Origin of the sequence: Acinetobacter sp., assembly GCF_045628685.1 — a bacterium.
In the GTDB taxonomy this organism is placed as follows: domain Bacteria; phylum Pseudomonadota; class Gammaproteobacteria; order Pseudomonadales; family Moraxellaceae; genus Acinetobacter.
Genome location: NZ_JAZQPV010000064.1, coordinates 49,248 through 65,360, shown reverse-complemented (window position 1 = coordinate 65,360; position 16,113 = coordinate 49,248). Strand labels below are relative to the sequence as shown.

Sequence of the window (16,113 nt, the reverse complement as noted above, 5' to 3'; positions counted from 1 at the left end):
CTCTTTACACAACTTATTAATCCAACCGAATGATACTTTGTATGTCAATTCACGTGAAAACCAGAAAATTTATGTGATGGGCGAATCGGGTAAAAACCAGTCCTTACCTATGCGTGATCAGGGCATGAGTTTAAGTGATGTATTAGGTGAAAGTTTAGGTTTAAATCCGCTGTCTGCTAGCCGCAGTAAAATTTATGTGGTTCGTAGCAATGCCGTCGACACCTCTACAGAAGTTTATCAATTGGATTTAACCAGCATTGCCGATTTTGGTTTAGCCAACAAGTTCAAAATGCGCAGCAATGATATTGTGTATGTCGATGCTTCTGGACTTGCTCGTTGGCAACGTGTGATTAATCAGGTTGTTCCTTTTTCCAGTCTTGTGAATACCGCCAACAATTTGGGCAATTAATATGAATATTCACAATATTCTGGTGGTCTGCGTGGGCAATATTTGCCGTAGTCCAATGGCTGAATACTTTTTAAAACAGCAATATCCGCAGCTTCATATTGAGTCAGCAGGTATTTCCGGGTTAATCGGTCATGCAGCGGATCCAAAAGCCATACTATGCATGCAGCGTTTAGGCATTGATATGCAGTCGCATATTGCCAGGAAACTGAATAGTGACCTGATTAAAAAAGCCGATTTAATTTTGGTCATGAGCCAGAATCAGCAAAAATATCTAGAACAAACCTGGCCTTTTGCTAAAGGCAAGACCTTCCGATTAGGGCATTGGCAAGGCAGAAATGTACCTGATCCCTACCAGCATGAGCAATTGGTCTTCAATGAAACCTGTCAGTTAATACAAAATTGTATTAACGATTGGACACAACATATTTAACTTTTTGATAGCAAAATTATGAGCCAAACCACTAATACCGAAGATACAATTGATTTAAAAGAGCTGTTTTTTTCGCTGATTGCTCAATGGAAACTCATCGCATTATGCGTAATTTTAAGCCTGGTCTGTGCGTTATTGTATTTAAGAACTACACCCGATACTTATTCGGTCGATGCATTGGTACAAGTTGAAGAAAACAAAGGGACGTCTGCTGCATTATTGGGTGATCTCTCCAGCATGATTGAGCAAAAACAGCCGGCTCAAGCTGAAATAGAATTGCTAAAATCACGTTTGGTGCTCGGTTCTGTCATTAAGAACCTCAACCTGGATTTAATAATTTCAGGTACAGAAAACAGTTTTTTTGATCGTTTATTCAGCCCACATGATTATAAAACGCAATATCAGGCAAACGCTGTTTTATTCCAGGATAATGCCCAGTCTTTTGAGGTTCGAAAATTTGAAATTCCAGCATATTATCTGGACAAAAATTTACTGCTGAATTTTGATGCCAACAAATTCACCTTGACCGATGCAAAGACGAAAAAAATCCTGTTTAGTGCACCCACTAACCAGGAAAGCCAGCATACTTCAGCCCATGGCACCTGGAAGGTAGCGATCTATACCCACGACCAACTCCCAGACACTTATAACATTCAAAAAATGTCTTTGCCTGCAGCCATGGGTTCAATTACAAAGAATTATTCGGTCGCTGAAAAAGGCAAACTAACCGGTATTTTAGGGCTGAATTATCAAGGTCAGGACAAAGAACATATTACTAAAGTTCTGAATTCTATTCTGGTTGCCTATAGCCAACAAAATATTGAGCGCAGTTCTGCAGAAACAGCGCAAACGCTTAAATTCCTAGATGAGCAACTGCCTGAATTAAAACAGCAGTTAGATGTAGCAGAACGTGAATTTAACAAATTCCGTCAACAATATAATACCGTCGATGTGACCAAAGAATCTGAATTGTATTTAACGCAAAGTATTACTTTAGAAACTCAAAAATCACAACTAGAACAGCAACAAGCTGAAATGGCGGCAAAATACACCAATGAACACCCTGCAATGCAGCAAATTAATGCACAGCTTGGTGCAATTAATAAAAAAATTGGTGAGTTGAATGACACATTAAAACAGCTGCCTGATTTACAGCGTCGCTATTTACAACTGTACCGTGAAGTTGAGGTTAAAACCCAGCTCTATACAGCATTGCTGAATTCTTACCAGCAACTACGTATTGCCAAAGCAGGTGAAATTGGCAATGTACGTATTGTGGATACTGCGATTGAGCCAGTTAAACCAATTGCACCGAAAAAATTGCAGATTCTGATTTTATCCATCTTCTTGGGTGGTTTCCTTGGAACCTTGCTGGCATTACTACGCAACATGATGCGCTCGGGCATTAAAGATTCAAGCCAAATTGAAAATGAATTGGACTTACCGGTTTATGCCACGGTTCCACGCTCATCCATTCAAGAAAGCCGAATTAAACTGCTGAAAAAGAAAAAACATATTCCTATATTGGCGATTAAAAATGGTGACGATATTGCGATTGAAAGCTTACGCAGCATGCGTACAGCAATTCACTTCGCAATGAGTAAAGCAAAAAACAATATCATTATGATTTCAGGCCCTGCACCAGAAGTCGGTAAATCCTTTATTTCTACAAACCTAGCGACCATTTTGGCGCAAAGTAATAAACGCGTATTAATCATTGATGGGGATATGCGTCGTGGTTACTTACATAAATATTTCAACCATGACAACCAACCTGGTTTGGCTGAATATTTAAATACTCAACAAAGTCTTGAAAATATTATTAGAACCACTGAAGTTGATAATTTAGATGTGATTACACGTGGCAAGAGTCCAGTAAACCCTTCTGAACTTTTAAGCTCAGCAAAATTTTCTACCCTGCTAGAACAAGTTTCACCTATGTATGATCATATTATTATTGATACCCCTCCTGTACTTGCAGTGACTGATGGGATTATCATTTCACAATATGCGGGTGTGAACTTGGTGATTGCGCGTTATGCAAAAACACAGATGAAAGAACTGGAATTAACATTGAATCGTTTTGAGCAGGTCGGTGTTAAAGTCAATGGCTTTATTCTAAATGATATTCAACGTGGTACTGGCGGTTATGGTTATGGTTATGGTTATAACTATGCCTATGGCTATAAAGCCTCGAAAGACAATAATTAAGCAGATTTGATCAGATCCCCTGAATGTATTTATTATGAAAGTCAGTGATTTTGATGAAGGTCTGCTTTTTTGAACATATAGCGATAAAGCAAGCTAAGGCGATAAGTCTTCACACTGATTTAAACTCATTCAGTTGAAATTAGTTTGAAGCCCTTTTTTATCGTAATATTTTTCTATGAAATGAAAGATAGTTAATTTTGCTTGGTAATGAATTACTGTATCAAGTGCATATTGCTCTATAAACTTGAGCTAAAACTTGTGCACCACGAATATTAGCTTTAACAAAGGCTAAGATTTTTTGGGTGAGTGTTTATAGACGATTTAAAAATCCTTCTAAACTATTCAAAAAATTATCTAGAACAATAATCAAATATCCTTAATTTAATAGTTCGATACAAGTATGTGAGCCAATATAACTGCTCTCTCTTGTTAAAAAAATTTTAGCCAAGCGTTTTCATGGACAATTAAGTAAATGCTGTCACCTTGTATTAAATATCGTCTACGGATCATTGCGATAGCTTCCACACATAACAACTCCGGAATCACCCACTTAAAAGTGAGATAGTTACAAAACATCGGAGGTAGTCAAAATCAAATACTATTTATCCCAAAATTTTGGTCCGTTTTACACGCTGATTAGCTAAAATAAAACTCTAGGCCATGAAAAAATATTTACATAGAAATGGAAGGGTCTTTTTACAACGATTAAGCATTTAAGCAGAAAAAAGAAAAAAGTGGGCGGGTTATCATCAGCAGATCCTAATGGAAGCAAAGATACGCTGCATCAAATTACTGGGAAAAATTAATAACATGCAATTTTTAGAGCTACATAAATGAAATTCATGCAACTTGCGCAGCAGTGCTGCCCAGGGATTGAATAAATTTACTGAGTTAGACAGGTTGTGCGCACCTTACGACATGATTTTCCTCATATCCTGCATTTGACTGATATTGGAATAATTTAACTTTAAAATATTTATGAAAAATAGACCAATAGGGTCTTAATTTATAGTATATTTTATTTCTTATAAAAATAAATTCTAAAAATCATGAATAAAAATAATACAACCCGATTAGTGGGTATTGATTTATTAAGAGCTATTTTAATTATACTAGGTGTTTTCTATCATGCCTCTTTAGTTGTCGCTCCAACATCATGGGTATACGCAAGCCCTCACTATGACTCATATACAATAGGACTTTTTTTTGAATTCTTTCACTTATTCAGAATGGAAACATTCTTTCTATTAAGCGGATTTTTCTCTACGTTAATTTTAGAAAAAAAAGGAAAAGCATACTATATAGAAAACAGGAAAAATCGCATATTAATTCCTTCAATATTTCTCTTCTTGCTCATTGGTATACCACAATATTATTTTCTAATTTATAATGGTAAATTTAATTATGACTCCATGATATCTCATTTTTGGTTTCTTCAAACATTAATAGCTTTTATAGCAATTCAATACTTTTATTTAAATAAAATAAATTATAAAAAGCATATCCTAGTATCTTTATTTTTTTATTTTCTAGCACTACCTACTTACTATTTATTTTCAAAAATCGAAATTATCAACCTATTTCATGAATCTATATCCAATATTTTTAAATATCTAATTTATTACATAATTGGAATATATTTCTATTTAAATTATGAGGAATTAATCAAAAAAATTCGCAACAACTTTATAAAAATCTCAACCATTGCACTGATAATTAGTATTATATTATTAATCCTAACCAAAATAATCTGGGAAAGAAATGGATTTCTATTTCCCGCAACAACGCCTAAAAATATTACTTTATTTTTAGAAAAATTCACTCTTTATGATATAGCTATACCCAGCTTACAATTAATTAATGCATTATGTATCAGTTTTATTTTAATCTACATTTTCTCAAAAATAAACCACACAAACGAACAGATAATATTTATTGTTAAATCCTCATTATGTGTTTATATACTTCACCACCCACTTATTATAATTTTTGGAAAAATTTTAGATAATTATAATTTAAATTTATTTTCTTACTTTATATTATTATCGACTATTTCTTTTTTAATACCTTGTTTTATATTCTATTTTTTTAGAGGAACCAGTATTTTTGATAAAATTTTTGGACTAGATTCTATAAATTCAAAAGTTATAAATAAGATACTTGAAAGTAATCAAGAAAATTAAGGCATATCGGCATATAGAAAGATATTATTTAAGCAGTTTTATTACCCTAACCTTTAGAAGTTGAATCTTGGTACAACTATCTTCCAGATATGAGAAACATCGTTTCGTCAGGGATGAGGTTTCCTCATGCAGTGAATTTATCTTCCCTTATAATTTAATAATGAATGCTTAACTGTTTTGAGCAGCTCATTTTTTCAATTAAATTTATTCTTGAATCCCGTCTACGGTTTTGTATTACACCTTCGGTACATAACGGTATGTGCCTGTCTTTGCGCAATGGCTTCATGGCCTTGTTGAGTGTATATGGGCATTGTTTGTATAGAGAGTGGTGTCTACTAATGGTGTTTGATCTAGCAAATAGCAAGCACTTGTGAATCCCTGGACACTATGGGACTGAGCTTAAAAGCCCGTATGTGAAGGATTTTGGCATCTGTACCTATAGTAATTTACGCCCTTGGCGTCGATGCCTCGGGTTGATATTCTTATCATCCATTCTGCCTTCAGCTGGAAATTTCAGGCCTGTACTTTCCATAATGCATACAATGCATCACTGCTTTTTTGATAACTAATTATAATATTCATAATATGAAAATGTTTTTCTCGTCTGAAAATCGTCGTTTAATCCCATGACATCCAATCTGGTCCGCAGTTTAATTTAGCTAAAAACAGCCTAAATAGTGATTTGAGCCTCAGGCAGCATTGAATGGCTTATCTGGGTCAGTATGCTTCGGCCTTGCTTGCTTTTTGAGTGTGTATAGCACGAAGTATGTGGATCAAATCCAATACTTAAATTTCCTCGGTTAACCAAAGTGCGATTAATTCAGGACAGTTAAAAGTACGGCAGAGCTTAGGTACAACTTTATTCGTTTTAAAACTATAGGGATGAATCAGCCTTTAGTTATAAGGTTGTGCAACAAATATAGGGTTGTACAACAGAGTCTCAACCCACTATAACAATTAAAATGCAATCCTTTTCCAAGCATTAATATATCTATATTTAATACAAATCAAAATTAATTGCTCACGAATTGTTAAATTAAAGTCTTTATTACACGCATTAAGTAAATCCGTTAATCTAGAAAAAATAAATAATAAATCAGGAGAATTTAAATAAAAACTCCTATTCTTCATCATTAAACCAGACTCCCGAATAAGTTGTCTAAAAAAGAGGTTGTCTATGGATAAATTTAATCGTTTAGTTTCATCTATACAGTATTGAATCATGTACAAATGATCCCAGACTAAGTTTTTATTTTTTATGGATTTGGTTATAGAATCTGGAGCATCCCTATATAAATAACCAACACACCCTAAATGCATATACTGATGGCAAAGTCTAAATACTATTTTATGTATAATTCCATCTTCAAATAATACACCTTCAGGAAATCGAATATTTTCAAATAATTCTCTTTTATAAAGTTTAGCCCAGGCATAACCTGTTGAAAATTCAAGCATTTCGCTATAAATATTAGTCATTATTGGCCTAGTAACTGATTTAATTGAATTATAATCTATAGTTTTTTCAGATTGAAATCTGGTATAAGCAAACTCGACTATATCTAAATTATGGTTCATAGCCTGATCTATAGATTTTTGTATACAATTATCATATAAAAAGTCATCTGAATCCAAAAACATTAGATATTTTCCCATAGAATTTAAAATACCTAAATTTCTGGCTGCAGAAAGACCTTGGTTTTTATCCAAATTAAATATTCTTATATTTTTATGACATAAAAATTCATCTAAAAATTCTTTCGTAGCATCGGTAGAACAATCATTAATTATTAATATTTCATAATTACATTTTATATCCTGCTCTAGGATTGAATAAATACATGGTTTAATATACTTCTCTACATTATATGCGGGAATGATAATAGATAAATCAACCTTAACCCCATTTTCAAAACCATATTTAAGTGGTCTCAACTTAACTTCTTTGCTTTCCTTAACACTTGCTATTTCTTTTGTAGCAAAGATATCCTTTACAAGATGGACTAAAAATTCTAGATATCGATATATCAAATAAAAATAAAATAATAATTCTACTAAAAGAAAATGATTAAATTTCTTTAATCTTATTTTTATTGCATTTTTAATAATATTATCTGTTAAATTATTCATAAATATTAACTCAAAAAAATATCAAATAAAAAGATTAAAATAATACGTAGGCTTTAAAAACCAATCTGCCCTCCTCAACTCTCGTTTAATTCTAGATCTAGCCCAGATAGGATAATGTAATTACAAGTTCCAACTATCCTGCAGCATGCTCCACAATAAGCTCGCTATATTCATAATTATTAGTCAGCAAGTTTTTATTTAGCGAAGAAGGATGCCCCCTTCCCGTCATCCCAACCGATGAAGTAAATATCAGGTTAAATACCTTTGCCTTTTGCATGGCTTGCTTAAGAATAATTGAACCAGCAATATTTTTATCAAAATGCTTCAGCGGAATCTGACTAGCTTTTCCCTACAAGTTTAAGGCCAGAAAGATAGATCACCACATCAATCAAGTAATATGTAAAAATTTGATCCATCAGAGCAGTACAAATCTCATTTTTGATAAAATCAAGCATTGGACCAGCCAGTTGCTGTACAAAATTTAGTACTTCAATTTGCTATTCTTAAATTATCAAGTGCCATCAAACTATAGCTGTATTCAGCAATTAAACACTGGTATATGAGCCAATATAACTCCCCTCCTTTTACCCCATACTTTAATCATTAATTTCACCTAATAAGATTACTCAATACACCTTATGTTAAAGTATTCTAAGGATTACCTTCTTAGATCATACCGGGTAAATACGGCCAGCTAATTTTATCCAGATTTTTATAATTTAAATGAAAGAATAATTTTCAAACCTAAATACCTAAATAAAATATATTTTTAATCATAACAATTAATTATTTTAATTAAATTCTACTTAATCTATTTCTTTTATATTCCCTTTAAATAATGAAGGTCCAACATGACCAGGCGCATTAATACCTTCACATTTCGCCATGACGATAACTGTCTTAAACATAATCTTAAAGTCGACCAATATATTATGATTATTGACATACCAGACATCATATTTAAAACGTTCTTCATAGTCTAATTCGTTACGTCCACTGATTTGCGCTAAACCTGTCATACCCGGACGTACTTCTAAGCGACGCGCCTGTTCAGGAGAATACAATTCTACAAATTCTTTAAGCATCGGACGTGGTCCCACAATACTCATATCATCTTTTAACACATTAATTAGTTGTGGCATTTCATCCAGACTGGTCAAACGCAATTTTTGTCCAAAAGGAGTAATACGCTGCTCATCTGGTAAGGGTTGACCATCTTGATCACATATGTCCTTCATTGAACGGAATTTAATCATCTTAAAAAGCTTGCCATTTTTCCCTGGACGCTCTTGATAAAAAAAGATCGGAGAACCAAGATTTTTCCGTACCTTATAAGCCACAATAATAAAAATCGGAGATAATACCAATAAAGCTATTAATGCAATAACTATATCAACTAGCCGTTTAGATACTTGTGCTCTATTTGAAAAAAGATTAGCAATAAAATAAAAATATTCATGACGTATAAAATATTTTTTTAAAATCACCTCCTTTTTAGCAAGATGATACCAAGATTTTATTTTCTCTGATTCAATTACTTGATTTTTATTTGGAGAAAATTTTATTGTTGGGGTTTTATATTCATACATATTGGTAGAATATTTTTTTAAGGGAATATCATTATTCTCAATAAATAAAGGCTTATACATAACAACAGCACTTTCTTCTGAGCTTTTGATCTTATCTTTTTCTTTTTGTAGATCCATTAATAAACACCTCAATATGTCTATTTTTTTTTAATCATATCAATTGTTTTTTATTTTAAATAGAGAGGTATTTTTTGTAAAAAGTGTTAATTTATTATTTATAAGACATTAATAGTTTTCTTTATCAATAATTTTATTTGATAAACATTAACAACAATTCATTTAATATAGGAATAAAAAATTTATAAATTTCTCAATAAAATAAGAAGATTCATAAATTTTAGCCATTCAATAATCCCTATTAGATGTCAGGTAGTAATAGTGAAAAGCATTATTGTTTTTTTTAATTTTTTTTTACCAAATATGACAAATATCATACTAAATAAAATGTGACAAGATGTAACTTTATGTTAAATAGTATGAATGTATGCACTGAATTTATCTGTGATGAGATCTGATTGACATATCCAACGACTTTAATTATCCAACCCTATAACTAAAGGCTGATTCATCCCTATAGTTTTAAAACGAATAAAGTTGTACCTAAGCTCTGCCGTACTTTTAACTATCCTGAATTAATCGCGCTTTGGTTAACCGAGGAAATTTAAGTATTGGATTTGATCCACATACTTCGTGCTATGCATACTCAAAAAGCAAGCAAGGCCGAAGCATACTGACCCAGATACAGCCATTCAATGCTGCCTGAGGCTCAAATCACTATTTAGGCTGTTTTAGCTAAATTAAACTGTGCGGAACAGATTGGATGATATGGGATTAAACGACGATTTTCAGACGAAAAAAACATTTTCATATTATGAATATTATAATTAGTTATCAAAAAAGCAGTGATGCATTATGGAAAGTACAGGCCTGAAATTTCCAGCTGAAGGCAGAATGGAAGATAAGAAATATCAACCCGAGGCATCAATGCCAAGGGCGTAAATTACTATAGGTATAAATGCCAAAATCCTTCACATACGGGCTGTTAAGCTCAGCCCCATAGTGTCCAGGGATTCTCAAGTGCTGGCTGATTTGCTGGATCAAATACAATTAGATAAAGCCATTCATTCCATCTATACAGACGATACCCATATACACTCAATAATGCCATGAAGCCATTGCGCAAAGACAGGCACACACTGTTATGTACCTAAGGTGTAATACAAAACCGTGGACGGGATTCAAGAATAAATTTAATTGAAAAAATGAGCTGCTCAAAACAGTTAAGCATTCATCATTAAATTATAAGGGAAGATAAATTCACCGCATGAGGAAACCTCATCCCTTACGAAACGATGTTTCTCATATCTGGAATTTGGATAGTTGTACCAAGATTCAACTTCTAAAGGTTAGGGTAATAAAGCCCTTCTTGTTTTACTAAGATAAAAAATTATTATTAAATAAATCTTTATGACTGATTTATCCCTATAATTTGTAATAGTCTATGATTTATAAGATCAGCATTAAAATGTTTTTTAGCATATAAAAATCCTTGATATCCCATTACATTAACTTGCTCAGGATGCTCTATAAAGTGAATCATTTTATTCACTAGCGCAGCCACATCCCATTTTGGAATAAGAAAACCAGTCACTCCCTCTACCACAGTTTCCTGACAACCAGGAACATCAGTGGTAATTACTGGACGCCCAATGGCCATCGCTTCTTGCGTACTGCGTGGGACACCTTCACGATAATAAGATGGTAATACAAATACTGCACTGTTACGTATTCTCTGATCGACATCTGTGACAAATCCATCGTATACGATAATACCGGTTTCTATTAACCGATCTAATTCTACTTGTTTTAACCCGGTTGAATTTTCCGTATCCAAGCCACCAACAATCTTAAATAATACTCCAGGATATTGTTTTTTAACTATTTTTGCAGCCTCTAAATATTCAAAAATTCCCTTTTCAGCGATTAATCTAGCTACAAAAATAAAGGATAGATTTTTTTGATCATCCCATTTCGTATAAACATAATCTTGCAAATTAAGACCTATCGGTCCTAAAACTTCAATCGCATTTGTTTTATGAGAAATATTATACCTGCCTACTAAATCTTTAGGATCATCATGATTTAAGAAAATAATTTTATCTAAATATGGGAATGCAAGACGATATAAAGACACTTGTATGAAGCGTATAACTTTAGTTTTAAAACTTTGACCGTATTTATGAATCGTAAAAGGTGAACCTAAACCCTCAATCATGCCAAAAATATAAGGAACTCTTGCCTGATAAGCAGCCAAAGTGGCATAAATTACAGGTTTAGCTGAATATGAAAATACGATATCAGGTTGCATCTCTTTTATTTTTTGCATAAGCTGATAAGTGGATTGCAGATCAGCCAATGGGTTGAGTCCACCACGACTAAGTTGATAAGTAATTGGGGTGGCACCTAAGCTTTTTATTTTAGCTAACCATTCATTGGTATACTCTGATACAAAAGCATAAACATGATAATTCTGTTCTAAACATGACAGTATTAAATCTTTACGAAAAAAATAAAGATTAAATGCAGTTGTTCCAATAATAATAATTTTTTTATTTTTCATATAGATTCAACCATTTTTCTATTATTAATTGTAGGTTAAAGTTGTTTTAACGTATTCTAAGCCTTTCTTATTATTTATTTTAATATCTACATTTAAGTTGATAATTAATCGGTGTAGCACCTAAGCTTTGTATTTTAGCTAATCATTCATTAGTATATGCTGCGACAAAAGCATAAACATGATAGTTTTGTTCTAAACATGACAAAATGAAATCTTTGCGAAAACCATAAAGATTAGAGGCAGTGTTACCAATAATAATTTTTTTATTTTCCATATAGATTCAACCATTTTTCTATTATTACTTGTAGGTCAAAATTATTTTTAACATACTGTAAACCTTTCTGATTATTTATTTTAATATCCGCATTGGACATTTCCATTGCTTTGATTAAGGCTTGTGCCAAAGCCATGCTATCTTTAGGTGGTACAAGTATCCCCGTATTTCCCATAACTTCTTTTACTCCACCACAATCTGTCGCCACAACAAAAGTCTTACAAGCCATTGCTTCTGCAACCACAAGACCAAAGCCTTCAAAAGCCGATGACAACACAAAGATATCTGCCACAGACATTAATGCGGGAATATCATCACGACGGCCTAATAGCTCAACATTATCTTCAAGGGAAAATTGATGGATTAAACCGAGTATATTTTTTCGTTCTTCACCCTCCCCAACAATACAAAGTTTAAATTCAGATTTTTTCAATTCTTTTATAAAAAACAATGCTTGTAGCAAATTGGGATAGTCTTTTTGAATATTTAAGCGGCCAACTGCCAATATTTTTTTTATCAATTTCTTTTCAGTAGAAGGCTTTAATTTCGATTGGGACAGTCCAATAGATTTAAATCTATCTAAATTTATACCATTATAAACTGCGATTGCATTATCTTTGAATGCTTTTTTTTGAATGAATGCTTCAACTGCTTCAATACTAACGTTGGTATTAATATCAGATAAACTATCTGTAATTCGGTATGCGACCATACGGAGCTTACCACCTTCATTTGAATTATGTGCTGTACAGATAATTTTAGGTACATTACAAACCATACGGTTTAAACGTACAAAAATATTCGCATGTACCATATGTGCATGTACTATATCCGGTTTAAAAGACAAAATTAATGTGCGATAGTTTTTTGATGCAAAAATAAAATTACTTAAACTTTCAAAACCCAAGTAAATCAATTCAACAGATTTACACTCAGGTTTTACAACTATATCTCTTCCTTTCAGATAAGCTATTTTAACTTGATGACCCCGTAATTGCATTTGATCAGCTAAAGCTGCAACTACTTTTTCAGCCCCCCCTCCTCCAAGGCCTGTTATCACATATAAAATTTTCATTAAAAAACACTATTAATTAAGTAGTTATAAATATAGTTTTGATAAGGGACCCATGATTTTATTGCCCAAATACCATGAAAAAACCACAAATACATTTGTGCTGAATAAAATAAAATTAATATGATAAGCAAAATACTTTTATTTATCTTTGGCAAATAACTAAATAGAGTACAGATTACAAACAGATCAAAAAATATCAAATAGAGGTTGAAACGATCTGCCAAAGTTGAAAAAGCAATGCCTAATGGCAGCATGAATAAAACCAATATACAAAAATAGCGGATCACGGGATAATAATTTTGTTTTTTAAAAAAATAATTATATTTATAAAATAAAAATAACGGTATTAAATGATACGTCCAGCGAATAAAAAAACCCGTAGAACTCATGTCTTTATTACTTTTAAGATATATATTAGTGTCTTGCAAACTAGAATAATAAATTATAATTGTAAGTAAAACTAATGATATTCCAATATAAAAAATATTTATAATTTTATACTGGTGAAAATTAGCAGATAGAAATATAGGCAAAAACAACAACAAAGTAATAGCAGTTTTATGAAACAATGTTGCTAATATAATTAAAAAAGAAAATTGAATGAATCGGCTTTCTAATAATTTACAAAATGCCCATAAACTAATACTAATAGCCACAGCTTGGCGACTGTAGTTCATAGATACGACTAGAAGATGATAAGGAAAATATATTAATAAAACCAACCAATAATTTTCTAATTTCAAAGCAGTTTTTATTAAAAAAAATAGCACTAAAAAACTGCAGATAGCATTTACAAAAAAGGTATCCTGATAACCAAAAATATGACCTATATAATTTAAAATATTATAAGCTGGATCGCTACCAAGAAAAACTGATTTTAAATCTGTATATTTTGTTAGTTCATAAAAAAATAAATAATTATACCAATCAACCCCTACATTATAACGAAATCCAATAAATAAAAATAAAAATAAAAATGTAATAATTAAAACAATTCTCCCCCAAACATTATAAGAATAAAATATATTACATAAGCACAAATAAAACCAAATCACCCAATAAATAATCATATTATTTTAAAAACCTTTTATTTTGAATAAAAAAACAATAAAATAAATCTCATCTAATAGATAAAAAGAAATTATTCCATTTTTTATTTATATTAATCACATCATAATTCAAACTTTTATTATATGCATTTTCAGATTTCGCAAGAAAATCATCTTCACCCAAAATTATTTCTGATATTTTTTCTGATAATAATTCAATATTATTATTTTCAACTAAGAAACCCACCTGATCATCGATAATATTTCTTGGGCCAGTCGGACAATCAAATGCCACAACTAACATACCGGCCGACATAGCCTCTAATAACACCATACCAAAACTTTCATAATATGATGTCATAGTGTATATCTTAGATTCCAGCATTCGATCAATAATATTGGGAGTCGCAGGTTTAATGAAAACTGTATCCAACAAATTCAATTGGCTGCTAAGAGATTTAAGGTTATCCAGTACATCTCCATCTCCATCTCCATCTCCATATATTTCTACACTCCAATGGGGATGTTTTTTATGTATTAAGGACCAGGCTAATAGAAGTCTATCAAATCCTTTAATTTCAACTATTCTTCCCACAGCAAGAATTTTATTTTTTCTTAAACAAAAAGGAATTAACTCTTGATGACCAATTATTATTGGATTTGGAATAACGATCTTATTTTTAAGAAAATCTGCTAATTCAGCTTCTTCATTCGTTAAAAATACATGATACATAAATTTCTTCATTATCCCCATTCTAATTTTACTAGGAGGATATTGATAAATACTAGCATGATGTTCTAAAACCGTTTTACCCTTCCCAAATAAGAATGGAACAAAATATAAAGTATGTACTCCTATTACATTTATCGTTACATCAGGATTTATCTTGAAAATCTCAATCTGAAGCTTAACAAATAAAATTATACTAGAAAATATATTATAAAAATTTACCTCAAATCCATCATATTTTTTTCTTTTAAATTTTATATTTATATCTATATATTTAATTTTATCATCTTTTCCAAAATAAAATGGAAGACGACCATTCTCTGTTGTTAACACATAGACATCATGCTCTTTACTTAACTCACTAAGCCTATTACTTATAACCCTTTCAATACCACCAGATTTATAAAGATGATTTAAAATAAAGCATAACTTCATAATAATAACTCACAAGTTACCCATTTATATTAATAATATACAAATAAAATCCAAAAAAAATATTAAATAAATATATTTTTTATCTACTAATTAACTAATTTTAGCTAAGAAAATTTTTTTCAAAACATGTGCTTTCTTAAAAAAATCTATTATAAGTCTTTTTGGATCAATTAAAAAAAGCTTTAATATGTATTTAATCTCGTAATTTGATTTAGCTGCAAGTTCCAAACAATTAAGCCAATATATGTTTCTTAACGCTTTTTCATAATACGGTGAGTCTTTAAAAAAAGACAAAACATCTAATCGGCCATTATGCATTTTATCTAATTGTTTGATTGTATTTTTATCATGTTGTCTGTATTTTGCAAAAAAATCTGGAACCACTAGCAAATCTCCAATTTTTGCCAATTTTAACCACATGTACCAATCCTCAATAATCAGCCCATCTTTATATCCTCCAACCCTATTTAAATGTACAGCTCTAATCATTTGAGTAGGACAAAATATCCTATGCTCATTTAAAATAATACTTTTGAAATCATATAAATTAGATTCAGCTATGCTCTCCTCTCCTATATTTTGATTTTCTTCATCAATCAGATATATTGCTCCAAATACAGCAACAATATTTTTATTATCAGATAATATTTTGACTTGTTTTTCTATTTTATTTGACAACATAATATCATCTGAATCTTGTGGAGATAAATATTCACCTTCACACCACTCTAAAGCTTCATTTAATGTTGTACTTAAACCCTTATTAGATCGACTTATAAATTCAAACCGAGTAAACCTCTGCTTACACAACACAATCATTTCTTTTATTTTTTCTATAGAGGAATCTTTAGATCCATCATCAATGATGATTAATTCAATATTTTCATACGACTGATTAATTACACTTCGAATGCTATCCTGTACAAATTTTTCATGATTATAGCAAGGTATAATAACTGAAACTAAAGGCATAGTCAT

Annotated in this window: 11 protein-coding genes and 1 pseudogene; 4 read left to right on the top strand and 8 right to left on the bottom strand. The window is 31.4% G+C overall.

The window, feature by feature from the left end:
- From ACKI4H_RS09320 to ACKI4H_RS09305, 4 genes and pseudogenes are all read left to right on the top strand, one after another.
- Positions 1-409 (top strand): annotated as a pseudogene (locus ACKI4H_RS09320) (hypothetical protein); the annotation flags it as partial.
- A gap of 1 nt (position 410) precedes the next feature.
- Positions 411-839, top strand: a complete 429-nt coding sequence (locus ACKI4H_RS09315; RefSeq protein ID WP_407305269.1) for a low molecular weight protein-tyrosine-phosphatase — start codon at positions 411-413, stop codon at positions 837-839.
- A gap of 18 nt (positions 840-857) precedes the next feature.
- Entirely contained in the window at positions 858-3,050 is a 2,193-nt protein-coding gene (locus ACKI4H_RS09310) for a polysaccharide biosynthesis tyrosine autokinase (RefSeq protein WP_407305268.1), read from the top strand.
- 1,049 nt (positions 3,051-4,099) lie between these two features.
- Positions 4,100-5,233 (top strand): acyltransferase family protein, encoded by a 1,134-nt coding sequence (locus ACKI4H_RS09305; protein ID WP_407305267.1) that lies wholly within the window; start codon positions 4,100-4,102, stop codon positions 5,231-5,233.
- A 957-nt stretch (positions 5,234-6,190) separates the two neighbouring features.
- Here ACKI4H_RS09305 and ACKI4H_RS09300 read toward each other — a convergent pair.
- The 8 genes from ACKI4H_RS09300 to ACKI4H_RS09265 all read right to left on the bottom strand — a co-directional run bounded on the left by ACKI4H_RS09300 (position 6,191) and on the right by ACKI4H_RS09265 (position 16,113).
- On the bottom strand, positions 6,191-7,363 hold the full coding sequence (locus ACKI4H_RS09300) for a glycosyltransferase family 2 protein (protein ID WP_407305265.1): 1,173 nt from the start codon (positions 7,361-7,363) through the stop codon (positions 6,191-6,193).
- Between the two features lie 133 nt (positions 7,364-7,496).
- Positions 7,497-7,691, bottom strand: coding sequence for a hypothetical protein (locus tag ACKI4H_RS09295; protein WP_407305273.1), 195 nt, complete (start codon positions 7,689-7,691; stop codon positions 7,497-7,499).
- 478 nt (positions 7,692-8,169) lie between these two features.
- Complete coding sequence (locus ACKI4H_RS09290) at positions 8,170-8,805, bottom strand: sugar transferase (RefSeq protein ID WP_407305272.1); 636 nt, start codon at positions 8,803-8,805, stop codon at positions 8,170-8,172.
- 1,612 nt (positions 8,806-10,417) lie between these two features.
- Positions 10,418-11,572, bottom strand: coding sequence for a glycosyltransferase family 4 protein (locus ACKI4H_RS09285; protein WP_407305263.1), 1,155 nt, complete (start codon positions 11,570-11,572; stop codon positions 10,418-10,420).
- Between the two features lie 263 nt (positions 11,573-11,835).
- Positions 11,836-12,921 carry a glycosyltransferase gene (locus ACKI4H_RS09280; protein WP_407305262.1) on the bottom strand — a complete coding sequence of 362 codons (1,086 nt, stop codon included), beginning with the start codon at positions 12,919-12,921 and terminating at the stop codon, positions 11,836-11,838.
- Positions 12,921-13,991, bottom strand: coding sequence for an EpsG family protein (locus tag ACKI4H_RS09275; RefSeq protein WP_407305261.1), 1,071 nt, complete (start codon positions 13,989-13,991; stop codon positions 12,921-12,923). Before ACKI4H_RS09275 ends, ACKI4H_RS09280 begins: the two co-directional genes overlap by 1 nt.
- A gap of 49 nt (positions 13,992-14,040) precedes the next feature.
- On the bottom strand, positions 14,041-15,135 hold the full coding sequence (locus ACKI4H_RS09270) for a glycosyltransferase (RefSeq protein ID WP_407305259.1): 1,095 nt from the start codon (positions 15,133-15,135) through the stop codon (positions 14,041-14,043).
- A gap of 90 nt (positions 15,136-15,225) precedes the next feature.
- On the bottom strand, positions 15,226-16,113 hold the full coding sequence (locus ACKI4H_RS09265; RefSeq protein WP_407305258.1) for a glycosyltransferase family 2 protein: 888 nt from the start codon (positions 16,111-16,113) through the stop codon (positions 15,226-15,228).